Source organism: Micromonospora sp. CPM1, assembly GCF_023896895.1.
GTDB lineage: Bacteria > Actinomycetota > Actinomycetes > Mycobacteriales > Micromonosporaceae > Micromonospora > Micromonospora tulbaghiae.
Window position 1 is genome coordinate 1 of record NZ_JAMHIU010000019.1, and the last position, 24035, is coordinate 24035.

The 24035-nt window shown below is 73.0% G+C and carries 28 protein-coding genes; 15 read left to right on the forward strand and 13 right to left on the reverse strand.

Translation table 11 applies throughout. The features are described 5' to 3' along the window. The first annotated feature begins 140 nt into the window (after window positions 1–140). The 6 genes from M8C11_RS22090 (at window position 141) to M8C11_RS22115 (ending at window position 6677) form a co-directional block, all read left to right on the forward strand. The gene (locus M8C11_RS22090) at window positions 141–701 is read left to right on the forward strand and encodes a UvrD-helicase domain-containing protein (RefSeq protein ID WP_256487308.1); all 561 of its coding nucleotides are present in this window, start codon (window positions 141–143) and stop codon (window positions 699–701) included. Between the two features lie 29 nt (window positions 702–730). Beyond that, complete coding sequence (locus tag M8C11_RS22095) at window positions 731–1372, forward strand: DUF6308 family protein (protein WP_252452661.1); 642 nt, start codon at window positions 731–733, stop codon at window positions 1370–1372. Window positions 1373–1416: 44 nt separating this feature from the next. After that, a complete protein-coding gene (locus M8C11_RS22100; protein ID WP_252452664.1) occupies window positions 1417–1641 on the forward strand; it encodes a hypothetical protein in 225 nt (74 codons plus the stop codon). A gap of 358 nt (window positions 1642–1999) precedes the next feature. Beyond that, complete coding sequence (locus tag M8C11_RS22105) at window positions 2000–2590, forward strand: SAVMC3_10250 family protein (protein ID WP_252452667.1); 591 nt, start codon at window positions 2000–2002, stop codon at window positions 2588–2590. Between the two features lie 9 nt (window positions 2591–2599). After that, the gene (locus M8C11_RS22110) at window positions 2600–6061 is read left to right on the forward strand and encodes a protein kinase (RefSeq protein ID WP_252452670.1); all 3462 of its coding nucleotides are present in this window, start codon (window positions 2600–2602) and stop codon (window positions 6059–6061) included. Between the two features lie 4 nt (window positions 6062–6065). After that, window positions 6066–6677: a hypothetical protein gene (locus tag M8C11_RS22115; protein WP_252452672.1), complete on the forward strand. Its 612-nt coding sequence runs from the start codon at window positions 6066–6068 to the stop codon at window positions 6675–6677. A gap of 70 nt (window positions 6678–6747) precedes the next feature. Here the strand turns inward: M8C11_RS22115 and M8C11_RS22120 are convergent, their stop codons facing one another. The 3 genes from M8C11_RS22120 to M8C11_RS22130 are packed head-to-tail and all read right to left on the reverse strand — an operon-like array spanning window position 6748 to window position 9394. Beyond that, window positions 6748–7407, reverse strand: a complete 660-nt coding sequence (locus tag M8C11_RS22120; protein WP_252452674.1) for a response regulator transcription factor — start codon at window positions 7405–7407, stop codon at window positions 6748–6750. Further along, complete coding sequence (locus tag M8C11_RS22125; RefSeq protein WP_252452676.1) at window positions 7404–8558, reverse strand: sensor histidine kinase; 1155 nt, start codon at window positions 8556–8558, stop codon at window positions 7404–7406. Before M8C11_RS22125 ends, M8C11_RS22120 begins: the two co-directional genes overlap by 4 nt. Next, window positions 8558–9394, reverse strand: a complete 837-nt coding sequence (locus tag M8C11_RS22130) for a CPBP family intramembrane glutamic endopeptidase (RefSeq protein ID WP_252452678.1) — start codon at window positions 9392–9394, stop codon at window positions 8558–8560. Before M8C11_RS22130 ends, M8C11_RS22125 begins: the two co-directional genes overlap by 1 nt. Window positions 9395–9596: 202 nt before the next feature. On the opposite strand from M8C11_RS22130, the gene M8C11_RS22135 reads away from it, so the two are divergent. Continuing rightward, window positions 9597–10388, forward strand: coding sequence for a class I SAM-dependent methyltransferase (locus tag M8C11_RS22135; RefSeq protein ID WP_252452680.1), 792 nt, complete (start codon window positions 9597–9599; stop codon window positions 10386–10388). A 22-nt stretch (window positions 10389–10410) separates the two neighbouring features. Here M8C11_RS22135 and M8C11_RS22140 read toward each other — a convergent pair whose 3' ends face one another. The 6 genes from M8C11_RS22140 to M8C11_RS22165 all read right to left on the reverse strand — a co-directional run bounded on the left by M8C11_RS22140 (window position 10411) and on the right by M8C11_RS22165 (window position 13190). After that, entirely contained in the window at window positions 10411–10695 is a 285-nt protein-coding gene (locus M8C11_RS22140) for a hypothetical protein (RefSeq protein ID WP_252452682.1), read from the reverse strand. Window positions 10696–10768: 73 nt separating this feature from the next. After that, window positions 10769–10966, reverse strand: a complete 198-nt coding sequence (locus tag M8C11_RS22145; RefSeq protein WP_252452684.1) for a DUF4926 domain-containing protein — start codon at window positions 10964–10966, stop codon at window positions 10769–10771. 2 nt (window positions 10967–10968) lie between these two features. After that, window positions 10969–11289: a hypothetical protein gene (locus M8C11_RS22150; protein WP_252452686.1), complete on the reverse strand. Its 321-nt coding sequence runs from the start codon at window positions 11287–11289 to the stop codon at window positions 10969–10971. Next, window positions 11289–12485, reverse strand: a complete 1197-nt coding sequence (locus M8C11_RS22155) for a WXG100 family type VII secretion target (protein WP_252452689.1) — start codon at window positions 12483–12485, stop codon at window positions 11289–11291. Before M8C11_RS22155 ends, M8C11_RS22150 begins: the two co-directional genes overlap by 1 nt. Continuing rightward, window positions 12482–12802, reverse strand: coding sequence for a type VII secretion target (locus M8C11_RS22160; RefSeq protein WP_252452692.1), 321 nt, complete (start codon window positions 12800–12802; stop codon window positions 12482–12484). Before M8C11_RS22160 ends, M8C11_RS22155 begins: the two co-directional genes overlap by 4 nt. After that, window positions 12789–13190 (reverse strand): YbaB/EbfC family nucleoid-associated protein, encoded by a 402-nt coding sequence (locus M8C11_RS22165; protein ID WP_252452695.1) that lies wholly within the window; start codon window positions 13188–13190, stop codon window positions 12789–12791. The genes M8C11_RS22160 and M8C11_RS22165 overlap by 14 nt, the downstream gene beginning before the upstream one ends. A 164-nt stretch (window positions 13191–13354) precedes the next feature. Between M8C11_RS22165 and M8C11_RS22170 the strand changes: the two genes are divergently transcribed. From M8C11_RS22170 to M8C11_RS22190, 5 genes are read left to right on the forward strand one after another with little or no spacing between them, the layout of a single operon-like run. Next, window positions 13355–14179, forward strand: coding sequence for a hypothetical protein (locus M8C11_RS22170; RefSeq protein WP_252452698.1), 825 nt, complete (start codon window positions 13355–13357; stop codon window positions 14177–14179). A gap of 19 nt (window positions 14180–14198) precedes the next feature. Further along, window positions 14199–14525, forward strand: coding sequence for a hypothetical protein (locus tag M8C11_RS22175; protein WP_120569993.1), 327 nt, complete (start codon window positions 14199–14201; stop codon window positions 14523–14525). A 1-nt stretch (window position 14526) separates the two neighbouring features. Continuing rightward, window positions 14527–15021, forward strand: coding sequence for a hypothetical protein (locus M8C11_RS22180; protein ID WP_120569992.1), 495 nt, complete (start codon window positions 14527–14529; stop codon window positions 15019–15021). 28 nt (window positions 15022–15049) lie between these two features. Continuing rightward, on the forward strand, window positions 15050–15499 hold the full coding sequence (locus M8C11_RS22185) for an EndoU domain-containing protein (protein WP_120569991.1): 450 nt from the start codon (window positions 15050–15052) through the stop codon (window positions 15497–15499). A 2-nt stretch (window positions 15500–15501) separates the two neighbouring features. Then, window positions 15502–15915 (forward strand): hypothetical protein, encoded by a 414-nt coding sequence (locus M8C11_RS22190; protein WP_121684952.1) that lies wholly within the window; start codon window positions 15502–15504, stop codon window positions 15913–15915. Between the two features lie 6 nt (window positions 15916–15921). Here the strand turns inward: M8C11_RS22190 and M8C11_RS22195 are convergent, their stop codons facing one another. Further along, entirely contained in the window at window positions 15922–17289 is a 1368-nt protein-coding gene (locus M8C11_RS22195; RefSeq protein WP_252452701.1) for a pyridoxal-dependent decarboxylase, read from the reverse strand. A gap of 41 nt (window positions 17290–17330) precedes the next feature. Further along, window positions 17331–19298, reverse strand: coding sequence for a BTAD domain-containing putative transcriptional regulator (locus tag M8C11_RS22200; protein ID WP_252452704.1), 1968 nt, complete (start codon window positions 19296–19298; stop codon window positions 17331–17333). A gap of 98 nt (window positions 19299–19396) precedes the next feature. Between M8C11_RS22200 and M8C11_RS22205 the strand changes: the two genes are divergently transcribed. Next, complete coding sequence (locus M8C11_RS22205) at window positions 19397–20275, forward strand: alpha/beta fold hydrolase (protein WP_252452707.1); 879 nt, start codon at window positions 19397–19399, stop codon at window positions 20273–20275. Window positions 20276–20325: 50 nt separating this feature from the next. Here the strand turns inward: M8C11_RS22205 and M8C11_RS22210 are convergent, their stop codons facing one another. Then, entirely contained in the window at window positions 20326–21297 is a 972-nt protein-coding gene (locus M8C11_RS22210) for an ABC transporter permease subunit (protein WP_252452709.1), read from the reverse strand. Then, on the reverse strand, window positions 21294–22127 hold the full coding sequence (locus tag M8C11_RS22215; protein ID WP_252452711.1) for an ABC transporter ATP-binding protein: 834 nt from the start codon (window positions 22125–22127) through the stop codon (window positions 21294–21296). The genes M8C11_RS22210 and M8C11_RS22215 overlap by 4 nt, the downstream gene beginning before the upstream one ends. A 119-nt stretch (window positions 22128–22246) precedes the next feature. Between M8C11_RS22215 and M8C11_RS22220 the strand changes: the two genes are divergently transcribed. Both M8C11_RS22220 and M8C11_RS22225 read left to right on the forward strand, forming a co-directional pair. Further along, window positions 22247–23368, forward strand: a complete 1122-nt coding sequence (locus tag M8C11_RS22220) for a sensor histidine kinase (protein WP_252452713.1) — start codon at window positions 22247–22249, stop codon at window positions 23366–23368. Beyond that, window positions 23368–24015, forward strand: a complete 648-nt coding sequence (locus M8C11_RS22225; RefSeq protein WP_252452715.1) for a response regulator transcription factor — start codon at window positions 23368–23370, stop codon at window positions 24013–24015. Before M8C11_RS22220 ends, M8C11_RS22225 begins: the two co-directional genes overlap by 1 nt. Window positions 24016–24035: the final 20 nt, after the last annotated feature.

Consider the following 24035-nt stretch of genomic DNA (forward strand, 5'->3'; position numbering starts at 1 on the left):
CGCCCTCATCTGCCTCGCCCGCCGTCGCTGCGACGTCCTGTTCGCCATGCTCCGCGACAAGATCCCCTACCAACCCCGCCCCACGACGCCGATCGCCGCTTGACGAACCCCATAGGGACACCCCCCCCCGGCGGGCGGAGCTGCTCGCCGACGCGGACTTTTCCGCGCAGGGCTTCGGGCATGTGATGGTCGACGAGGCGCAGGACCTGCACCCGGCGCAGTGGCGCGTGCTGCGAGCCGCCGTGCCGCCCCGGCCCCGGCAACCTCTCATCACCGGTGACCCTCACCAGCGCATCTACGAATCACGGGTGTCACTGGGCTCGCTCGGCATTTCGGTGACCGGGCGCAGCAGCCGGCTGCGCGTCAACTACCGCAGCACCGATGAGATCCTCACTTGGGCGACCCAGGTGCTTGTCGACGCCCGGGGCGACGAACTCGGCGGCGACGGAAAGGACAGTCTCGCCGGCTACCGGTCGCTGCTGCACGTCCGTAAACCCGAGGCCCACGGGTACGTGTCGCCGCAGGCCGAGGTAGCCGCGCTGGTCGAGCAGGTGCAGCACGACAACGACCTGCTTCGGGAACAGTGCCGGCTGTTCGTCGCCGCCACCCGCGCGGGAGGCGCTGTACGCGTCGTGGCGCGGCGCGCCAAGCCCGTACCTGGCGTTCGCCGCCAACGACCGACCCCGATAGGAGAGGCATGAGAGAACCCCTCACTCTCACCCAGATACTGATGGTGCTCGACGATCCCCGGTCAATTGCCGACCTGCGGCGTTACTTCCTGAAAGCCGGTGACGAGGCCTATGCCGGCGGGCAGTTCGAGCGGCTCGGCGGTGGCGGAAGCCGCCCCGACATCGCCAACATCGTCACTGCCGCGGATCTCATCGCGGTGGAGTTGCTAAGCGTTCATCTTCCCCCGCATCGGTTGCTCGACCTGTTGCAGGGGCATCTCGGTGAGCGGCTCGCGGCCGAGTTGGCAAGGATCCCCGTAGAGGTCGAACTGAGAGACATGGATGCCGTTCCGCTCATCGCCGTGGGCGGCCCTGCCGACATCGCGTGGCGAATGCTGCGCGACACGGACGGCATCGGCTGGGTTCTCGCCGGCAAGTTGCTCGCTCGCAAGCGACCGAAGCTGGTGCCGGTTTACGACTCGGTGGTGGCTTGCGCGCTACGTACCGGCACCGGTTTCTGGGAGTGGCTGCACGGCAGGCTCCGGGAGGACAACGGCTCGTTGGCGCAGCGTCTCCGTGTGCTGCACCGGCAGGCCAACTTGCCTGCGGAGGTAAGCCTCATCCGTGTCCTGGATGTCGTGTTCTGGATGCGGCACCACCACGAGCACCAGGGCAGTAATTGCCGGGGATTGGAGCTGTCGTAAGCAGTACGGGTACGGGGGGAAGCGGCAGGCAGCGAACCATCACCGTGGGCCTCCGCGACGTAGAGCCCGAGAAGTATGCGGACATCGCGAACGCCGTGTGGATGTTGCTGGAGGCGATCGGCTGCGACTTCACCGTCACACCGGACGGGCAAGATGACGCAACCGCTCTCGACAAGCGCTGGGACGACTACAGCGACGTGTCGTGGAAGCACGGCGACCGGGGTGGGACACCGCAGGCGAAGGCCGCCAAGGTCGATCGGCAGCGATAGGCCAAGCGGTAGCAGCCGGTTACGCAGACCTGCGACGTCACACAGGGCCACCTCTCTGCAACTCCGAGACGTATTGTTCGATGTCTTTGAGGCTGGCAGGGGAGCGTCGTGCAGCTGCTGTCAGTGGATCCCTCGCGGAAGTGGACCTTGACCAGATGCCGAGCGCTCTCGGCAACCACGGCGTGGCGTGGCCGTAGACCAGGTGGTGCTGCCTCGTCGTGGCGCCCATCCCGCACGAACGGTCCGACAACCAAGATCGGTCCGCGCGGACACCGATCATCGTCGATCGGGGGCCAGCGGCGTGCGCGTGCGCCACGTAGGGTGGGCTTCGGACGTCTCCCGGTAATCGGAGTGCATCTTGAGCCTCAAGTACTACCTCTACCTGTCGCATCTCAAGATCGGGCTCCTTGCGGCACAGGTCGCCTCCTCCGCGCAGCACGAGACCGAGCTCGCCGTGGACCTGAAGGTCGTCCGCTACAGCCGCAAGGCGGTCCTGCCCGAGCGCCATGACCTCGACAAGCTGGAGAAGGTCATCCGGCACCTGCAGGACGCCGACCAGATCGGCGCCGCGGACGAGGAGCGCCCCTACGTCCAGGCCTGCCTGGAGATGCGCTGGCAGGTGTTCCCGACGGCCGGCATCGTGGTCTTCGCGGGGACGCTCGACGACCAGGTCATCGTCCTCGGCGGGTCGGCGTCGCACGTGGTCGGTGGCGGTGACGCCGAACCGGTCGGATCGGTCCCGCCGTACCTGTTCCGCAAGCTTCAGGAACTGCGAGCCGACCCGGGCGAGTTCGACGACGAGCGCTTCCACGAGTCGCTGGCGCAGATCGGGACCGCGCTCCCGGGGCCGGCGCAACGGGTCGAGTTCGTCGCGAAGCGGCTGGCCGAGAAGCCGGGCCCGAACGGCACGCTGCTGGGCAGCCCGATCTACGTGGCGCTCGTCGGCTAGGGCCTCGGCGTGGACGCGGGGCAGGTCATCCGGTGGCGGCCGGGGGAGACCGTCCTCGACACGTTCCGCATCGAGGAGGTCGTCGAGACCGGCGGTACGGGGTTCGTCTACCGCGCGCATCACCTCGCCTGGGGCGTCGACCTGGCGGTGAAGACGCCGCGCCCCGACCTTGCAGCGGCACCCGGGATCCTCGACCTGCTCGCGCAGGAGGCGCAGGCATGGACCGAACTGGACCCGCACCCGAACGTGGTCGGCTGCAACTACGTGCAGCGCGTCGGGGCGTACCCGGTGGTCTTCGCCGAATGGGTCGCGGGCGGCGACCTGACGGCGGCGGTGCGGGACGGGCGGTGCCGCGATCTCCCGCGGGCCCTGGACGTCGCGATCCAGATGCTGCGCGGCATCGGCCACGCGCACGCGGCAGGGCTGGTGCATCAGGACATCAAGCCCTCCAACGTCATGTACGACGGTGAGACCGCACGGGTGACCGACTTCGGAACGGCCAAGGCGAAAGCGTCCGTGTCGCACAGCGCAGCGGGTGGCGTCGAGACCTCGTACGCGACGCTCGGCGGATTCACACCGCAGTACTGCTCCCCGGAGCAGGTCGATCCGGACGGAAGGATCGGCCGGACCAGCGACATGTGGTCCTGGGCGCTGACCGTGATCGAGCTGCTGCACGGGCGCCGGCTCTGGAAGTGGGGACACGACGGTGCGGATGCGCTGGCGTCGCTACGCGGCGATCTCCCGCGGCCGCTGCGCGACCTCCTGTCCGGCTGCCTGGCGCGCGACCCGCGGTCGAGGATCGGCGACACCGCCGAGGCGGAGGCCGTCCTGCTGAGCGTCTACGCGGACTGCGCATCGGGTCCCTACCCGCACCCCGACCGGGTGCCGCCGTCTCTCAAGGCCGACGGCTTGTCAAACAAGGCGCTGTCCCTGTGGGACCTCGGCGACCAACGCCGGGCCATCGAGATGTTCGAGCGGGCCAAGGCGATCGACCCGCACAACGTCCGCGCGGTCTACAACCACGGGCTCCTCAGATGGGCCGACGGCCTGGTCACCGACGAGACCCTCCTGTCGGAACTGCGCGCCACGGGCGACTCCTGGGAGGCGGACTACCTGGCCGCGATGGTGCACATGGAACGCGGCGACGGCGTCCTCGCGGCCCGGCACCTGGCTGAGGCGGACCGCAAGCATCCGGGTTCGCCGGAGATCGCGGCCGCGCGGGAGCGCTGTGCCCGACTGGAGCCGAGGGGCACGCTCGAGGTGTTCGGGCAGCTGTCCGGCCAGGTCGTCGCGATGGCCTGCGATCACGACGCGACCCATGTGGTGGTGGCCGAGAAATCAGGGCGGGTGCGGGTCTGGGACGCCCTCGCGGGCCGGGTGGTCGCGGAACTCGCCGCCGCCGGCCCGGCTCCCGTCGACGTCGCGATCGACCACGCCGGAGCGCGGGTCCTCGTCTGCTACCAGGATTCCCGCGTCGAGCGGTGGCGGCTCGCCGACGGCACGGCCCACCTCGAAGGCCGGCTGGACGGAGGAACAGCCGTGGCGCTCAGCCCCGAGGGTGGCTTCGCGGCTGTGGGTACGGCCGACGGCCGCGTCCTCGTCTTCCGCACCGGCGCGTGGGAGCCGGTCGCCGGCATCCGGCCCCACGACGGCACTGTCACACGGGTGATCCTCGGTCCGGACGCCGAGGTGTGCGTCTCCGCCTCGCTGGGCCGTCCCGGCTCCGCTGTCGACCACCGGGTGGAGCAGTGGTGGCCCCTGCGGGACACGAGGATGCGGGGCCTGCACATACCCGCCGACGAGATGGACGGCGACGGCCAGAAGGTCGCCCTGGCACCGGACGGGTCGACCGTCCTGAGGATCGGCTACCAGTCCCTGACGGTGGTGGACATGCGGGTCTGGGACGAACCGCGACGGTGGGAGGTCCCCTGGCTGACCGGATACCGCATGCTCGGCGTCTCCGGTCGGGCCGGTTGGGCGCTGCTCGACCCCGGGACCGGCGACCTTCAGGTTCTCGAACTCGCCATCCGCCGATGCGTCCGCACCTTCCCGAAGGACTGGGCGCGGGGTGCACGTCGCGACGCGACGGCGTTCAGCGGGGACTGCGGCTACGCGGTCATCGCCGAGTCGCACGGCTACAGTGGCCAGACCTCGCTCTCCCGACTTCCCATGCCGCTCAGCGGACACCTCGCTCCCTGGTCGTACGCGCCGCCCCGCCCGGTCGGTGCCCTCGCGCGCGACGAGCGGGCGTTCGACCAGGTCATGGAACGCGTCGAGGCGATGATCGCGGCCGGAGAGGATCGGCGCGCGGCAGACGCGATCCGCGAGGCGCGTGCCGTTCCCGGCCACGAACGTCACCCGCGGCTACGCCGGGCCTCCGGGGCCCTGAGCCGGAACCTGCGGCGCACCGGACTGACCGGCATCTGGCTGGAGCAGGAGCTGTCCGATGTCATGCTCGCCCGTGGCACCTTCGACGTCGGCGTCTCCGGCCGGTTGTTCGCCTTCCCGGCCAACGTCGACGAGGTCGAGATCTTCGACCTGGAGACGCTGGAGAAGGCAGGCGGGGTCACCGAGCGGCGGAACCCCGCCACCAGCCTGTCCTTCGCCAGGGGCGGCCGGGACGTGATCATCGGCTACTCGGACGGATCGGTGGCCTGCCACGACACCCGGACGTTCCAGCCCCGGTTCAAGGTGGCCGGCGCCCTGCCTCGCGACGACGGGAACACCACGCTCGACATCACGGGCGACCTGTTGGCGGTCGGCTTCGGCCATGGATTGGCGACGGTGTGGTCGCTGGAGGCGGCCGCCTGCGTCGCGACGGTCCGCACCGGACCCGGCACGATCGTCGGCGTCACGGCCGACGAGGTGTCCCGCTCGATCGCCGTGCAGCTGCTGACCCATGACGCGGCCGCGGCCACCGTGGAGGTCCGGTCGATGAACACCGGAAAGCCCGTGAAGACTTTTGCGGACGTCGACCCGCACACGGAGATCCGCTTCGCCTCGGGGATGCTGCTGCTGGCCGAGATGACCCGCCTGACCGCGTGGCGACCGGGGGACAGGCGCCCGTCGTACCGGCTCGACCGGGTCAAGCACAGCTCGTCGGCGGCGTTGGCCTTCGCGGACTCCCGTCGGCTCGCCGTCATCGCCGGGCTGACCGGCTTCGTCGTGTGGGACGCCGCGAGCGGAGAGCTGGTGTTCGACGGTAGGGCTCTCGACGGCCCGGCCGGAAGCCTCTCCGGGGTCGAGGAGGTGGTGGTGTCGCCCGACGGGAGGTTCGCGGTGGCCGGAGACCCGGGAGAGCAGACCGTCGACGTGTGGGATCTGCGCGCCGGACGCCGGATCCGCTCCCTGCACGGTCACCACGTCCGGGTCAACGCGATACGCGCCGACGACGCGTTCGGCACCGTCGTCACCGGCGACCACCAGGGCAACGTCCGCATCTGGGGCCTCGACTGGGACTACGGAGAGTGATCCGATGACCGGACGCCGCCAGCGCGATGAACTGCGAGCCGCGTTCCTGGCCAACCGCGAGCGCGTCAGAACCTGGCTCGACGCCTGGGAGATTCCCGAAGTCGTGTGGACCGACGAGTTCAACGAGATCCCTCTGCCCTGGATCGTGCGGGAGCGGGAAAGGGAGAGCTGGCTCAAGCGCCACGCACCCTTCCTGGACGCGTACGACTGGTTGTTCGTCGGACGGCCGCTGACCCCGGGGGTCCGCGAGGTGCGGGCACTGTGGCACTTCGGGCCGGCACACCGGTTCGCGGAACTCGATCTGACGATCACCAGCGTCTGTGACCCCGAGTACCTGGCCGAGAAGCTGACCCTGGCGGTTCACCATGCCGGCTTGAAGGGCTGGCGTGACGCCGACGCGCAGCCGCTCTATCAATGGCTCGTCGAGGGTGTGCACACCATGCCCCTCGACAACGGTGTGCGGGGCAGCAAACGTTCGGGGTTCGTCCTGTTGCGTTTCACCCGCTTTCCGACCTCCGACGGCGACGTGATCGTGCGTCTGACCGCAGCGGAGACCGATCGCGCCCTGGACGGCTCACCCCTCGACGACGACGGGGTGTCGGTTCCTGGCGGCTAGACCAGCGGCACTGTGCGGCATGGCCGTGATCGGTAACTGGGCTGGGCCGACCGCGTCCGCGTCCGGCGAATCAGGCGACCAGGCCGGTCCGGTACGCGTACACCACCGCCTGCACCCGGTCCCGCAGGTCCAGCTTCGTCAGGATCCGCGACACGTACGTCTTCACCGTCTCCTGGCTGATCACCAGCCGCGCCGCGATCTCGCTGTTCGACAGCCCGTCGGCGATCAGCCGCAGCACCTCCAGCTCACGCGGCGTGAGCCCGACGTCCGCAGGCGTCCCCTCGGCCGGGCGGATGCGCGCGGCGTACCGGCCGACGAGCTGCCGCGTCACCTCCGGCGCCAGCAGCGCGGCGCCGGATGCGACGGTGCGGATGCCGTGCAGCAGCTGCGCCGGTGGGGCGTCCTTGAGCAGGAACCCGCTCGCGCCGGCGCGCAGCGCCTCGTAGACGTACTCGTCGAGGTTGAACGTCGTCACCACCAGCACCTTGACCGGGTGGGCGACGCCGGCGCCGGCCAGCAGGCGGGTCGCCTCGATGCCGTCGAGCACCGGCATGCGGACGTCCATCACCACCACGTCGGGCCGCAGGCGGCCGGCGAGGTCGACAGCGGCGCGGCCGTCGCCGCACTCACCCACCGCCTCCATGTCCGGCTGCGCGCCGATGATGGTGGCGAATCCGGTACGGATCAGGGCCTGGTCGTCGCAGACGAGCACCCGGATCGGCGCGGTCACGACGCGCTCCCGGTGGGGATGCGGGCCCGGACGACGAAGCCGTCGCCCGCCCGGCGTCCGGCGTCGAACTCGCCGCCGAGCACCGTGACGCGCTCGCGCAGCCCGGCCAGGCCGCGTCCGCTGCCGCCCGGACCCGCGGCGCGCGTGCCGGGACCGTCCGTGCTGATCTCCACCGTGATCTCCCTGTCGCCATGGTGTACGTGGACGGCGGTGGGGCGGCCGTGGGCGTACTTGAGCGCGTTCGTCAGCGCCTCCTGCACCACCCGGTATGCGGCCACCTCCGCGCCGCCGGTCACCTCCGCCGGGGTGCCCTGCTGCGTGAACTCCACCGGCTGCCCGGCCCGGCGGGTCTGCTCCACCAGGGCGTGCAGGTCGCCGACCGACGGGGTGCGTGCCTCCGTACCGTGGTCGGGGTTGAGCACGTCGAGCAGCACCCGCAGGTCGCCGATGGCGCGGCGGCCGGTGTCGGTGACGGCGGTCAGGGCGGCGTCGAGGCGGTCGGGCGCGGCGGTCAGGTAGCGGGCCGCCTCGGCCTGCACCACCATCGCCGTCACGTGGTGCGTCACCACGTCGTGCAGCTCCCCGGCGATGCGGGCGCGTTCGGCGGCGCGGGCGGACTCGGCGACGTGCCGGCGGCGCTCGGCCTCGGCGGCGCGGTTCTGCCGCAGCCACGACCCGGTGCCCCAGGCGAGCGCCAGCAGCAGGTAGAACGTGGTGAAGCCGACCACCCCTTCGGTCGACCCCTGCCGGTCGAGGGCGACGGCCAGTCCGACGTACGCGAGGGAGCCGGCGAGCACCGTGGTACGGCGGCCCCGTTCCAGGTGGGCGCCCGCGCTCACCAGCGCGACGGCGAGCGCGGCGCCCGCGAAGGTGTGGTACGCGCGCATCTGGTCGATGGCGAAGCCGAGCGACACCAGGGCGAGGGACAGCGCCGGACGGCTGCGGCGCAGCGCCAGCGGAAGGCACTCCAGCGCGACCACCACCACTGTGAGCGCGTCGAACGGCCGCGCGGGCAGGTCGCCGAGCTGCGTACCGATGCCACGCAGCGGTGGGGTCACTGATGCGAGCGCGATCACCAGCGCGAGCGGGAGATCCCGGACCGTGACGGGCCAGTGCCGCCACGAGTCCGGGAGCATCCGTCGGATGATCATCAGGAGACCGTAACGCTCTCCGCCGGGGCCTCGACCGCGCGGCGGCGGCGCCGCACGATGTGGCCGCGGCGGTGGGCCAGCCAGAGGAAGGCCACAGTCAGCGCCGCCCCGGCGGCCACCGTGTAGAGGCTGCCCTCCGGCCCGAAGTCGCCGCCGCTGAGCAGCGTCGAACCCGACGTGCTGGCGTCCAGCAGGCCCGTCGACTCGCCGTTGCCGGAGACGACGACGCTGAAGACGCCGCCGGCGGCGAAGTTCCAGCCGAAGTGCAGCCCGATCGGCACCCACAGGTTGCGGGTCGCGGCGTAGCAGGCCGCCAGCATGAACCCGGCCTCGATCGCGATGGCGGTCGCGCCCCACAGGCTGGCGTCCGGGTTCAGCAGGTGCATCAGGCCGAACAGTACGCCGGTCAGCAGCAGCGAGAGCCACGTACCGAGCCGTTCCTCGACCAGACGGAACAGCAGACCGCGGAACATCAGCTCCTCGGTCACCGCCGCGGCGGCCATGAACCCGAAGATGCCCACCGCGCCGGGCACCGAGCCGAGGCCGTGTACGTGGTAACCGCCCATGAGGGCGATGTTGACGATGACCGCCGCGAACATGGCGAAACCGATCAGCATCCCGCGATTGAGCCGGGCCGCCGCGCCGTCCCGGGCCAGCTCCGTGACCTCGCGGCGTTCGGTACGGCGCACCACCCACCCGTACACCATGATCGCCGCCGCGGCGGTCGCGACGCCGAGGATCAGGCTGAGCCAGGCGTTGTCCTGTGCCGCGACGACCGCCCAGCTGCCGACGAGACTGACCGCGACGACGGCCAGGAGCTGCTTCACCACACGCATGACGATTCCTTCGAGAGGTCCGCGGCCGGAACGCCGCGGTTCACCTGGAACGCTATGGATTCGCAGGCCGGGAATCGTCACCGTGCGGTGGACACTTGCGGGTAGCTCGCACGGGGGACGAGCGCGGCGTTCGGGGCGGTTCGGGGCGTGCCCTGAGCAGAACGGCTGGCCTCGGGACGGCCGCGGCGGGCAGGCTGCCGGCATGGCGACGGGCTTCGGCGGTGAGGTGGCGACCTACTACGCACGGCATCGGCGCGGCTATCCGCCCGAGGTGCTCGACGCGCTGGCGGCAGCCTTCCGTCTCGGCGGCGACGACACGGTGGTCGACCTCGGCTGCGGCACCGGTCAGTTGAGCCTCCCGCTCGCCGATCGGGTGGCCACGGTCATCGGCGTGGATCCGGAACCGGACATGCTGGCGATCGCCCGGCGTACCGCCCTCGACCAGGGCATCGGCAACGCCACGTGGGTGCTCGGCAGCGACAGGGATGTGCCCGCGTTGTCCCGGCTGGTCGGCGAGCGGACGGTCGGTGCGCTGACCGTCGCCGTCGCCATTCACTTCATGGACCGCGACGCCCTGTTCGCGGCGGCCCGGCCGTTGCTGCGCCCCGGCGGTGGCATCGCCGTCGTCACCAACGGCGACCCCCTGTGGACGCAGGACGCCGATTGGTCGCGCGCGCTGCGCGGATGCCTGGAGCGGATGCTCGGCCACCCCGTCACGGCGAGATGCCAGACCGACGAGGACGGGCGTCGGCGCAACCGGGAGGCGCTCGTGCGTGCCGGCTATCGGTACGAGGAGACGTCGGTGCGGTACGACGCGCCGCTCACCGTCGACGACATGGTCGGCGGCGTCTTCTCCGCCATGTCCGCCGAACGGCTTCCGACTGACCAGCAACGCGAACGCTTCGCCGCCGACGTGCGCGACGCTCTCGGCGGAGTGGACGTGGTGACCGAGCGGGTCACCGTCCGGTTGCAGTGCGGGATCGCCGGCTCATAGCCGATCGCCGGACGGGGTTCAGCTACGTCACCAGGCGGTAGTTGGGGATGCCTCTGGTGCGTTCCTCGATCGGTGCGGCAGTGGACAGGGCCGTCACTCCGGCGGGAACCGGCGCCCGGGAGACGTGGATGCCCTCAAGGCAGGTGTCGCACCAGAACGAGACGTAGCCGTGCCCGGCGCCGGGCGGCGTGGTGAACACCATGCGCAGGGTCCGGTGACCGCAGTTCGGGCACTGGTGGTCGGACTCGGCCGGCAGGGCGCCATAGACGCTTCCGTTAGCGTCCAGCAACTCGTCGAATGTAGCCACCCTGTACTCCTCGGGTCTGACCGGCGGTTTCCGACCATCGGTCTCGTGAGCACCGGATCACCCCTGGAAAGTCCTAGGTAGGGATCTCGCTGAGCTTGTCCGCGGTGAGTGCGACGCTGCTGACCGTGCGACCGTTCTCGTCGGCGAACTCCACCTCGTAGGCGCTGTCGTGTCGGTGGCACACATGGACGGTGCCGACCGTGCCGGCTGGGAGGTTCTCCTCGGGCAGGGCCTCCTTGATCTGGACCACGTCGTGCAGACCCAGGGTCATCGCTATTCCACCGGTAACCTGTAGGTCGCCGCGACGAGTTCTCGAAGGTGTGCCACCACGTCGGATTTCTGGTCCGTCTCCGGCAGCTCCCGTTCGCCCTCCGCGACCAGAGCGGCACGCCAGTGGCTGACGACTTCGCGCCGGGCCTCCGGCGATAGGTCTTCCAGCCAGAACGAGCCGAGGTTGTTGTCGATGATCTCTTGGAGATGATCGGCGGCTCGTCTGTCCGACAGCCGGGAAACGAGAAATTCCAGTGTCCAGTCGAACAGACCCCCGGTCGCTGTCCAGTCGATCCCGGGCCGGAGGACGATGAGACCGGCCATCACTTCCCCACGATGAAGACGCGCGGGCCGAGCCCGCGATCGGCTATGAACACTTCGACCATGGCTGCCTGCTGGGCCGAGAATCTGGAGACGTCGACCGGAACGAGATCGGCCTTCTCCAGGTGCCTTTCGATCTGATACTGAAGTTGTGGCCACTGCCGGTCGAAATACTCACCGGGGAAGTTGCCCACCGCATCATAGGTGCGTCCTGCCTCGTCCACCCAGTCCGCAGAGGAGTCCGACGGTGCCCGCCGCAGCCGTACCCCGAGTTGCTGCTCGATCCTGACGGCCGTCTCGGCCTCGGCCGGCCGGAATCTGCCGGTCGCAGGGTCCATGCCCAGATCGCGAACCCGCTGTTCCTCATCCATTTTCGGGATCCGGGGAGGGGCCGTATCCCCGCCGGGTTTCGCCGGGCCGGGCGTCGGCTCCGGTGACCGGTGTGTCAGTCGGCGCAGCGCCTCCTTCAGCTTCTCGATCAGGTCGCCGAGGCGCCGCATCTCCGGCATCAGCCGCCGCAGACTCGCCAGCAATCCCCGCAACAACCGCCCGATCCGCGCCGCCCACGACGCCACAGTCGTCGTCACCTGCTCCACCACCAGCGGCGTCCCCAGCCCGGCCGTGGCGACCAGTTCGGCCGCGTACACGATCAGCCGGGACACGCAGGCGGCGATGGCGTCGTGGACCAGCAGCCGCACGGCCGCGACCAGGCCGGCGGCGCCCTCGGTGATCGCGGCCATCGCCTCGGCGCCCTGCGCCAGACCGGTGACGGCCTGCTGCTGCTCGGCCGCCCAGCGGCGGTAGCCGGTGGCGGCGGTGCCGGTCCAGCCGGTGACCTCGGTACGCACGGCGTGCGACAGCTCGGCGGCGTCCTCGCGCAGCGACGCGGCGACGTTGCGCCAGGTCTGCGCGTGCGCGGTGATCTCGGCGGGGTCGCCGGCGAGCCAGTCGAGGGCCTCGCTGAGCGGCTTGACGTGCTCGATGAGCCAGGCGATGCCGTACTGGAGGAGGACCCCGGCGGGGTCGGACACGAGGGCGAGCGCGTCGAGGCCGGCGCTGACGACGCCGAGGCTGCCGTCGATCCAGCTGCCGGTGCGGACGCCCTGGGCGATGAGTTCGATGTCCTCGCAGATCCACACGCCGGCCCAGGGACTCGGTCCGGAGTCCGCCGCGGCGGCGACCAGCGGGTTCGTGGTCACCGCCGCTGCCGTACCCGGTCGAGCAGGTCGGCGGCGTGCGCGTCGGACGCGCGGTAGCGCTCGGCGCTCGACCGCAGCCTCCCGGCGGTGTCCCGGACCGAGGCGGCGGCGGTGCCGATGCCGTCGGTCAGGGTCCGTTGGAGGCCGTCGAGCAGGACCGGCATGATCGCGCAGAGCTGCCCGTACGCGTCGGCGCTGAGCCGGACGTGCTGCCCGGCCTGCCGCGCGGTGTCGATGCTGTCGGCGCAGCGGCCGAGGTGGGCGGCGTGTGCGGTCAGGTCGTCCGGGTCGACCCGGAGGCCGTCACCGGCCGGCATCCGGCGTGCCCGGGTCTGGGTCGAGACGCCGCTGGTGGGTCTCGACGATGGCCCGCGCGGCCGGGTCGTCCGCGCCGAGGGCGTCGGTGGTCGCCTCGGTGAGCCGCCGCAGCAGGTCGGCCCGGGCGTCCCGGGTGACGGTCAGGATCTGCCGGGCGGTGTGTGCGGCGGAGTGCTGCCGGACGCGCTCGTCCAGGCGCAGATCCGCCAGCAGCCCGTTCGCGTCGACGGTGACCTCGATCAACCCGTCGGCGGTGCGGGCGGTGCCGGTGAGCGCCTGTGTGCGGGCGGACAGGTCGCGGGCGCGCTCCGCCCGTTCGGCCAGCGACGACTCCCATTCGTCGAGCCGTCGTGCCGCCGCGTCCAGCGCGGCCTCGTCCGCCCACATGACGACCCTCCCCAGAGGACTGCGGTCACCGGCACGGTAGCAACCGGTCGCGCTGCGTGTGGGCCCCGTGACGTCACGGCGACAAGCGCGCTCCCCTGTGGAGGGACGTCCCGGCGAGCCGGGCGTTGCTAGGGTCTGGTTGACCGTGACGGGGAGGCAACGGGATGACACAGGACGCCACGGCCGACGACTACGCGGCGCGTGTCTCCGGCTACCGCGAGGAGCTGGCGGCCCTGCGCGCCGGCGGGCCTGCTGCCGCCGGCGTCACCGCCGAGGCGCACGGCCGCGCCGCCGACGGCCAGGTCGAGGTGACGGCGGAGGACGGGCGGCTGCGCTCGGTGGAGCTGGCGGCGCCGTTGATGCGGCTGTCCGAGGACGAGTTGGGCCTCCTGGTCGAGCAGGCGGTGAACGACGCGCTGACCGCGTCCCGTAGCAGCCTGGCGAGCAGCGAACCGGCGCCCGACCTGCCCGCGCTGGCTGGAAGCCTCGGGGCCGTCCTCGCCGAGAGTGAGGCGGCGATGCGCCGTCTCCACGGCGCGATCGCCGAGGCCGTCGCCAAGGCCGGTCCGGCGACCGGGCTCGGCGGGGATCTTCCGGCGAACGGGCCGGCGGACCTCCTGCACCAGGTCATGGGCGTGCTGGGCGCGGCGACCGGCGCGACGGCCGACGACGGCGGGGCCGAGCGGTGGAGCGGGTCCGATGACGCCGGGACCGTGCGCGCGGAGGTCGACGGCTCGGCTCGGCTGACCCGGCTGGAGGTCACCCGACCGCCCCGCCGGCTGTCCTCGGCGGAACTCGGCGAGTCGGTGGTGGTCGCGGTCAACCGCGCGCTGGAGCAGATCCCCTCGGCGGCGGCGCCGCAGGGGATCGGCTCGGCCGCGCTCGACGCGCGGCTGCGCGAGCTTCAGGAGTCCAGCGTCCGCCAGATGTCCGCGCTCACCGGCGCACTGACCGGCGTGATGCAGTCCATCCGGGAGCCGGGACGATGACCGACGGAGAGGAGCGCTGATGGCTCGCGAGATCGAGATCGATCCCGAATCGATCATCGGGGCGGGTGACGACATCGTCGCCTCCGCGCAACGTCTGCGTGCCGCGCTGTCCGCGTTCGACGCCGAGCTGGCGGCCTTCGGCACCCCGTGGGGCAACGACGACCTCGGCTCGCTCATCGGGATGGTGTACGAGACGATCCGCGACCTGGCGCTGGAGAGCTACGACGCGAACCTCGTCGAGATCGAGGACATCGGCAAGCTGAGCCGGGTGATGGGCCTCAACTACCAGGAGACCGAACGCATGATCACTGAGAGCCTCGGCCGCTTCCGTGAGGTGCTCGGCTGACATGGGAATGACCCTGCCCGGAGAACTGGTGTCCCTGCTCGGCATGCTCGGCTACACCTGGCCGGAGGCCGACGAGACGAAGCTGCTGGAGATGGGCCAGGCGTGGCTCGCCTTCCCGGACCGGCTCCGTGCTCCGGTGGCCGACGCCGACCGGTCGGCGCAGCAGATGTGGACCCAGAACCGCGACGACGCCATCGAACGCTTCCAGACGAGCTGGCAGGCGGCCGACTCGGCGAAGACCAACCTGGACGACGGGGCCTCCGCGGCGGCGCTCATCGGGACCGGGCTCATGGTGTGCGCCGGGATCGTCCTGGCGTTGAAGATCAACGTGATCGTGCAGCTGACGCTCCTGGCCATCCAGATCGCGCAGGCGGTCGCCACGGCGGTGGTCACCTTCGGTGCCTCACTGCTGGAGATCCCGATCTTCAAGCTCATCACCGGTGTCCTCATCGACCAGTTGCTGAACATGGCGACCGAAGCGGTGCTCGGTGGGTAGGCGGGGAAAGGCCGGTCTCTTCACGCCGGTGGAGAAGTGGCTCCGGGCCCGGATGCGGCACCGCCGCTACGCGCACATCTTCCGCGGTCACGTGAACACCAACGCCAATCCGCCCCGGGGTACCGGCTTCCACCACCGGTTCATGGGGGAGAACCCGCCGGGTGCCCGGGTCCGCGTCGACGCGGACGGCCGCGAGATGATCCTCGAACGGCACGCCGACGGCACGTACCGCGCCCGCGTCGACGTGCAGGACGACGGCGGCGTCTGGCGTCAGAAGCGCGGTTCGAGCACCTTCTTCCCGGACAACTGGACGCCGCAGCGGGTCGACGAGACCATCGAGGGCGCGTTCCGGTCCGGCGGCCCGCACCCGGACGACCCGAACAAATGGCAGGGGAGGGCCAACGGGCTGCTCGTCGAGGGCTTCTACAATCCCGGTGGCACGACGTGGTACTCGGCTTGGCCGGTGGGGGGACGCTAGCTGTGGGTGACATCCAGTTCGGGCGCAATCAGAACGGCGCGCCCACCATGACCAGCGGCGACGCGCGTTTCCGCCCGTTCGCCTCCCAGCTCGTCAGCGACATCCAGACCTACGCCCCGGACTGCCTCGAGCTGCTGCAGTGCATCGACGACGTGATGTCCGGGCGCTCGGACTACGAGGAGTACGAGGGCAACTCCGCGGTGGTGCGCTGCACGCCGACCGGCGTCAACGTGGACAGCCTCGGACCGGTGCCGTCGGGGGCGTCGTACACGGTCGACGAGGCCCGCACGGTGATCCTGGCCTACTTCGACTTCCTCGCGCCTACGCCTGCGGAGAAGAAGCGTCACCTCGCCACCTGGGAGCGGGAGCACGGCGGCCCCTTCCCCGGGCGGCACCTGCTGCGTCTGGCCGGCTGACGCCGCTCAGCGGGCCAGCCGGGCGATCGCCGCCACCGACCGGTCCACGTCGGCCTCCGTCGTGGTCGCGTTCGACACCGAGATCCGCATCAGCCGCCGGCCCCGCCACGTCGTCCCGCCCGCCCAGCACGTCCCGTCGGCCTGCACGGCGGCCACCACCCGGTCGGTGCGCGCGTCGTCGCCGAACCCGACGAGCACCTGGTTGAGCACGACTTCGTTCGCCACCTCGAACCCGGCGGCGGTCAGCCCGTCGGCGAACCGCCGGGCCAGCGCGCAACACCGCTCGACAAGGGCGGCGACGCCGTCGCGGCCCAGCTCCCGCAGGCCGGCCCAGACCGCGAACCCACGGGCGCGGCGGGAGGACTCCGCGGTCAGGTCCGCGCCGGCGGGCACGCCACCGGAACCCACCAGGTACGCGGCCGTGTACGACATGGCCGCCGCGTGCACGTCGGGCCGGGCGCAGAACGCGAACGCGGTGTCGTACGGCACGTTCAGCCACTTGTGGCCGTCGCAGGCCCACGAGTCGGCCGCCTCCAGCCCGTCCACCAGGTGCCGGGTGGCCGGACTGGCGGCCGCCCACAGCCCGAACGCGCCGTCCACGTGCGCCCAGCCGCCGTACCGGTGGACCAGGTCGCAGGCGCGGCGCAGGTCGTCGCACGCGCCGGTGTTCACGTTGCCCGCCTGCAGGCAGACGATCGTCGGTCCGGGACCGGCGTCGCGCAGCGCCGCCGCCAGCGCGTGCGGGTCGATGGCGCCCTGCGGGCCGGTCGGCACCGGGCGCAGCGCGTCGGTGCCGAGGCCGAGCAGCCGCAGCGACCTGTCGATGGTGGCGTGCCGTTCGGCGCCGGCGAACACCCGGACCGCCGGTGCGCCGTGCAGCCCGCGTCGTTCCACGTCCCAGCCGGCGTCGGCGAGCACCTGGTGGCGGGCGGCGGCGAGCCCGGCGGTGTTCGCGGCCTGCCCGCCGGTGACGAACCCGGCCGACGCGGTCGCCGGGATGCCGAGCAGCTCTTTGAGCCAGGTGCCGGCGGCCGTCTCGACGGCCACCGCGGCGGGGGAGGTGACCGCGTTGAACGCGTTCTGGTCCCACCCGGCGGCCAGCATGTCGGCGGCGGTGGCGGCCGGCGAGGCGCCGCCGATGACGAAGCCGAAGTAGCGCGGCCCGGCGGTGGCCACGAGTCCCGGTTCGGCGGCGGCCACCAGCTCCGCGAGCACCTGCTCGGGCGGGGTGGGCGCGTCCGGCAGCGGGCCGGCGAACGCCCTGTGCAGCGCGGCCTGGTCCACGGGTACGCCGACCGGCCGGTCCGGCAGCGACAGCCGGTAGCCGGCCGCGTGGTCGGCGGCGCGCCGGAACAGGTGCCTCAGCTCGTCCATCGCCGCACCCTAGCCGAGGACACGCTCCTTGCGAGCCGCCCTCATGAACGGTCCTGGCCGTCGGACCCGCCGAGTGCGGCGCCGAGGCGGTCCAGGTGCGCGGCGACCGGCCCGGCGGTGAGCAGGCCGCTGCCGGCCCCGGCCAGCTCCGGCGCCGCCGGGGCGAGCGCGTCCCGCGCCCGGAGCATCGCGTCCCGGTCACCGAGCGCTATGGCAGCGCGGCCGGTCAGGCACCACAGCGCCTCCAGCAGCAGGTCACGCGGTGGCGCCGGGGTGCGGCGCAACGCCGTGGCGGCCTCCTTCCGGCGGCCGTCGGCGAGCAGGAGCAGCGGGCGGGCCCAGGGCGCGTACGGGCCCCAGTCGGTGTCGCCGGGGAAGACGGCCGGCAGGTCGTGCCACACCCGCAGGCAGAGCAGCGCCAGCGGCAGCAGTCCGCGTTCCACGCCGGGCATCCCGCAGCCGGCCAGCGCGGTCGCCCACGACCGGTACGCCGCCTCCGCCTGCGGGTACGCGGCGCCGGTGGCGGCGGTCCGCATGGCCCGGTAGCCGCCGGTGAACACGCCGACGAGCGGGCTCTCGTGCCGGGCGGCGAGCCGGTCCGCCGCGTCGGCGTGCGCGTCGGCGGCGGTGAAGTCGGCGAGCGCGCCGCGCGCTTGCACCCGGATCAGGTGCCCGAGGATCTCGGCTGTGGCCAGGCCGTGCCGGGCGGCGAGCGCGACCAGTTCGGCGCCGATCGCGTCCCGCTCGGCGGCCAGCCCGGCCCGGTGGAACGTCTGCATGTACACGCCGTTGAGCGCCTGCGCCAGCAGCGCCGGGTCGGCCACCCGGCGGGCGATCGCCTCCGCCTCCCGCGCCGCCTGCGCCGGGCCGGGCGACGCCGTACCGCGCGACTCGATGGCGACGGTGGCCAGCAGCCGGGCGCGGGTCGCCTCGGGCGCGTCCGGGCCCAGCCCGGCGAGGGCCCGCTGCGCCGCCGCGACCACCCGGGCGGCCTGCGCCGGGTCGTCCGAGCGGGTCCAGATCGCCGGTACGTCGTACCCGCCGATCACCCGCGCGGTGAACTCCGGGTCGCCCAGGTGCTCGGCCGCGGTGATGGCCGCCTCACGCTGGTCCCGGGCGGCCTCCAGTCCGCCCGGCCCGGTGACGGCGAGGCTGCGCAGCATTCCGACCGTCGACTCCAGCCGGGCCCGCGCGCCGGGCACCACACTGCGCTCGTACGCGGCGGCGGTCTCCGCCCAGACCCGCGCCGGGCCGGTCGGTTCGGGTTCGGCCTGGCGCAGCAGGTCGGTCTCCAGCCGCCGCAGCCGCGGTCCCGGGTCCAGGCCGAGCTGGTCGCGCAGCAGTTCCCGGGCCCGGCGCAGCACGGCGAGCGCGTCGGCCTGCCGCCCGGCCCGGTAGAGCGCCGACGCCAGCAGCGCCCACCCCTCTTCCCGCCACGGGTACGCCGCGACGTGGGCGTCGAGATCGGGTACGGCGTCGGCGGCCCGGTCCAGTGCCAGCAGCGCCTCGGCCCGCCGCTCCACGGCCGTCAGCCGGATCTGGTCGAGCCGGGACCGTTCGGCGTGCGCCCACGGCTGGTCGAAGTCGGCGTACGCGGGTCCGCGCCACCAGCTCAGCGCCTCGTCGAGCCGGTCGAGCGCGGCCCGGGGCAGCGCCTCGGCAGTCGCGGTGACGGTGTCCTCGAACCGCCAGGCGTCGACGGTGTCCGGGGCGGCGCGCAGCGCGTACCCCGGCCCGTCGGTGACCAGCAGCCGGGCCGGCTCGCGTGGCGGACGGTGCGGTTCCAGGCGGCGGCGCAGCGCCGCGACGAACGTGCGGACCGCGCCCACCGCACCGGCCGGCGGGTCGTCCCACAGGTCGTCGACGATCTGCCCGACCGGCACGGTCCGGCCCCGGGCGGCGACCAGCCGCGCCAGCACGGCCCGGTGCCGGGGCCCCTTCAGGTCGACCGGCGCACCGGCGTCGTCCCAGGCCGTCACCGGACCCAGCACACCGAAACCGACAGTCACCGACCCCCCTCGACCAGGGGTCACCGTATCGCGCTCATCGGTTGCTCATCCGGCGCCGCCACGCTGGACCGGTACGACGAGACGAAAGAGGGATCGAGATGAGCACCGCCATCGCGGGATTCGACTACCAGCGCGTTCCGGTCGCCGAGGGCGTGACGCTGAACGTGGCAGTGGGTGGCTCGGGCAGCCCGGTCGTGCTGCTGCACGGCTTCCCGCAGACCCACCTGATGTGGCGGCACGTCGCCGCCGACCTGGCCGGCGAGCACACGGTGATCTGCCCGGACCTGCGCGGCTACGGCGCCAGCGACAAGCCGGCCGCCGCCACCGAGGACACGTACAGCAAGCGGACCATGGCCGCCGACGTGGTGGCGGTGGCCCGCGCGCTCGGCCACGAGCGGTTCGCGCTCGCCGGGCACGACCGGGGCGCCCTGGTCGCGGTCCGGGCCGGTCTGGACCACCCGGACACCGTCACCCACCTGGCGTCGCTGGACGTGCTGCCCACCCTCGACATGTGGGACGTGCTGCACGGCGTGTCCGCGTCGGTGGCGTTCCACCTCTACCTGATGGCCCAGCCGCCCGGCCTGCCCGAGAAGATGATCGCGGGCAGCGCCGACGCGTTCTTCGGGCACTTCCTCGACGCCTGGGCCGGTGACCCGGCGGCCATGCCGGCCGAGGTGCGTGCCGAGTACCTGCGAGCCTCCCGGGAGGCGGTCGACTCGATCGTCGCGGACTACCGGGCGTCGGCCGGGATCGACGTGGCGCACGACCGGGCGGACCGGGACGCCGGGCGACGGCTGGCCATGCCGGTCACCGTCATCCAGCAGGACTGGGGCGCCGCGCTCGGCTACGACGCGGCGGCGGTGTGGCGGGCGTGGGCCCCGGACCTGGAGCACCGCACCACCACGGCCGGGCACTTCATGGCCGAGGAGGCGCCGGGCGAGATCGCCGAGGCGCTGCGTGCGCTGCTGAAGCGGTAGGTACGGCGGTCCGGGCGCGCGTGGCGCCCGGACCGTCCGCCCCCGTCGGCTCAGCCGGCCCGTCTCCGGACGTGCCACAGGCCGAACGCCGCCAGCAGACCGGCCGCGCCGAGGTGGAGCGCCAGCTCGATCCACTGGAACGCCCAGAACCGGCGGTTCGGCTGGTAGGCCAGGTCCACGTGCAGGTCGAGCTTGCCGAGGCAGACCGCGGTGTCGCCGAACGTGCCGCTGGCGCCGGTGCGCGGCGGGTCGCGGAAACAGGTGCCGAACGCCGCGTCGGAGAGCTGCCGCCCGTCGGCGGTCCGCAGCGGGCTGATGTCGGTGACCCACGCGCCCGGCACGTCCAGCCCGCCGACGACCGGCGAGCCGGTGATGCTGCCCAGGTTGCGGGCCCGGTTGACCGCCTCCGCGGTCATCGGCACGGTGACCCGCTCCGGTGGCAGGTAGTGCGGGCGCAGCAGGTTCGGCACCGCGAGCTGCACCACGACCACGGCCAGGAACACCACGGCCATGGCCGGCAGCGTGCGGCGCAGCACCAGCCCGGCCACCACGCCGAGGACGAGGCCGAACACGGCGTACCCGGCCGGCGCGATGCCGCGCGCGCCGAACAGCACGGTGCTGAACCGGTCGCCGGCGACCCGGTCGACCGGCGCGGCCGCCCAGGTCAGCAGCGCGCCGAGCACACCGGCGACGAGCGCGGCGGCCACCGACGGCACCGCCAGCTTGACCGCCAGCCAGCGGCGGCGCGGCACGCTCTGGTTCCACACCAGCCGGTGCGTGCCCTGCTCCAGTTCCCGGGCCACCAGCGGCGCGCCCCAGAACGCGCCGATCAGCGCGGGCACCAGCGCGAACCCGCCGGCGAGGAACAGCATCGTCTGCGCGTACCGGTCGGGTAGCCGGGCCGGATCGGGCACGGCCCGGATGTCCGCGCCGAGACGCAGCAGGTAGGCGCCGGCCAGCACCAGCGCGACGGCGCCGACGAGCGCCGGAAGGCGGAACTGCCGCAGCGTCATCCGGATCATCGGGTCACCGCCGGGCGGGCGGCGGCCCGGGACAGGTACGCCAGGACCAGCTCCTCCAGCGTGACCGGCGCGCCGTCACGTACCGCCGGGCCCCGGACCACGACGCGGCCGGGCTCGGCCCAGACCACCTCGGCCCCGGCGGGCGCGGCGGCAGTCTTGCGGTGCGTGGCGAGCAGGTCCGGGACCGGGCCGGCCACCTGGACCCGGGCGGCGCAGAGCACGACCAGGTGGTCGCAGACCTGCGCCACGTCGCCGAGCAGGTGCGAGGAGAGCACCGCCCCGGCACCGAGTTCCCGCACGAAGCCGGCCAGCCCGTGCATGAACTCGCGGCGGGCCAGCGGGTCCAGCGCGGCGGCCGGCTCGTCGAGGATCAGCAGCTCGGGACGCTTCGCGGCGGCCAGCGCGAGGGCCAGTTGCGCGCGCTGGCCACCGGAGAGCCGGCCCGCCTTCTGCGCCGGGTCGAGGCCGACCTCGGCGACGCGCCGCCGGGCCAGCGCCGCGTCCCAGGACGGGTTCAGCCAGGCGCCCATCCGCAGGTGCTCGGCGACGGTGAGGGAGGCGTACACCGGCGTGTCCTGGGCGACGAAGCCGACCCGGGCCAGGTGCGCGGCGTCGGCGGCCGGCGGCGAGCCGAGCACCGTCAGCGAACCCGAGGTGGGCGCGATCAGCCCGCAGGCCAGTTGCAGCAGCGTGGACTTTCCGGCGCCGTTGGGGCCGACCAGGCCGACCACGTGCCCGCGCGGAACGCTCAGGTCGCAGTCGGCAAGCGCGGTGCGGCGGCCGTACCGTTTGGTCAGCCGCTCGGCGTGCAGGGCGAGTGGTGGATGCATGCGGCTCATCCTGGGCACGCCACGACCGGCGGGCATCGGTCCGGAGCAGGGTCCGGCGCGCGGGGGCCCCTACTTTCGGCCGGTTCGACGCCGGCCCGCGATCTCCTAGCGTGCTGGGCATGGCTACCGAACGGCTCACCCGGGTGGCGGCGACGGCGGGGCTCGCCGTGGTGCTGCTCGCCGCGATCGGCGTCCAGGCGGTCGCGATCGCCGCGAGCTGGGGACTGCGGTACTGGCTCGCCGGCGGCACGGCCGCCGTCGTGGTCGGCGCGCTCGCTCTGGTACGCCACCGGCAGCGCGTCGTCACGGCCGTTGCCGGACTCGTCGTCGCCGGGTCGGCAGTCGCCGCGGCCCGGCTTTTCGACCTGCCGACCGAACCGGGGCCCGCGCTGGCGCTGGCGTCGGCCGTCCTGGTCGGATCGGCGGTACGCGCGCTGCCGCCGCTGCCCGCCGGGCTGATCGCCGCGGGTGGGCTCGTGGTGGCGGCCGGGGCGTGGCCGGCCGCCCGGCCGGGGGCTGGCGGGTCCGGGGTGGTGGCGCTCAACGCCCTGTGCTGGCTCGGCGGGGTCGCCGCCGGGCTCACGTTGCGGCTGCTCGACGAGCGGGCGAAGGTCACCGCCGAGCGGGTACGCCGCGACGAGCGGCTGGAGCTGGCCCGGGAACTGCACGACGTGGTGGCCCACCACGTCACCGGCATGGTGGTGCAGGCGCAGGCCGCCCACCTGGTCGGGCGCCGGGATCCGGCGCTTGCCACGGAGTCGCTGGCCGGCATCGAGGCGGCCGGCGGCGAGGCGATGCGGGCCATGCGCCGCCTGGTCGGGCTGCTGCGAGACACCGCTGACGCGCCCCCGGCCTCGGCCGGTCCGGAGCAGATCGAGGAACTGGTCGAGCGGTTCCGCCGGCAGGGCCCGCCGGTGCGGCTGCGGCTGCCGGAACAGACGGCCTGGCCGCCGGAGGTCACCAGCACCGTGCACCGGATCGTCCGCGAGGCGCTGACGAACGTGGCCCGCCACGCGCCGCACGCCGCCCAGGTCACTGTGGACGTGGCGCGGGAGCCGGACGCCGTCGTGGTCGAGGTGACCGACGACGCGTCCGGCGCGCCCGCCGAGTCCCGGGGCGGATACGGCCTGATCGGCCTGCGCGAGCGGGTCGAGGCCCTCGGCGGCACGCTGCGCGCCGGTCCCCGCCCGGATAACTCCGGGTGGTCGGTGCGGGCGGTAGTGCCGAACGGGAGGGCGTGATGACGATCCGGGTGCTGCTCGCCGACGACCAGGCGATGGTCCGCGGCGGGCTGCGGCTGATCCTGGAGGACCAGCCGGACATCTCGGTGGTGGCCGAGGCGTCCGACGGCGTCGACGCGGTCGCCCAGGCCCGCCGGCTGCGCCCCGACGTGTGCCTGGTGGACATCCGGATGCCGCGGCTCGACGGGCTCCAGGTGACCCGGGCGCTCGCCGGGCCCGGGGTGGCCGACCCGCTGCGCGTCGTCGTGGTCACCACGTTCGACCTGGACGAGTACGTCTACGGCGCGCTGCGCGGGGGAGCGGCCGGGTTCCTGCTCAAGGACGCCGGACCGGCGCTGCTGGTGGAGGCGGTGCGGGCGGCGTACCAGGGCGACGCGCTCGTGTCCCCGTCGGTGACGGTCCGGCTGCTGCGTCACCTGACCCCGCCCGCGCCGCCGCGTGACGAGCGCCGCCCGGCGCTGTCGGAGCGGGAGGTCGAGGTGGTACGCGAGATCGCCCGGGGCCGGACGAACCTGGAGATCGGCGCGGAGCTGTTCATCTCGCTGAGCACCGTCAAGAGCCACGTCTCCGCGGTGCAGACGAAGCTCGGCCTGCGCAACCGTACCGAGATCGCGGTCTGGGCCTGGGAGCACCGCATCGTCGACTGAAATCATTGGCGGACGGCCTA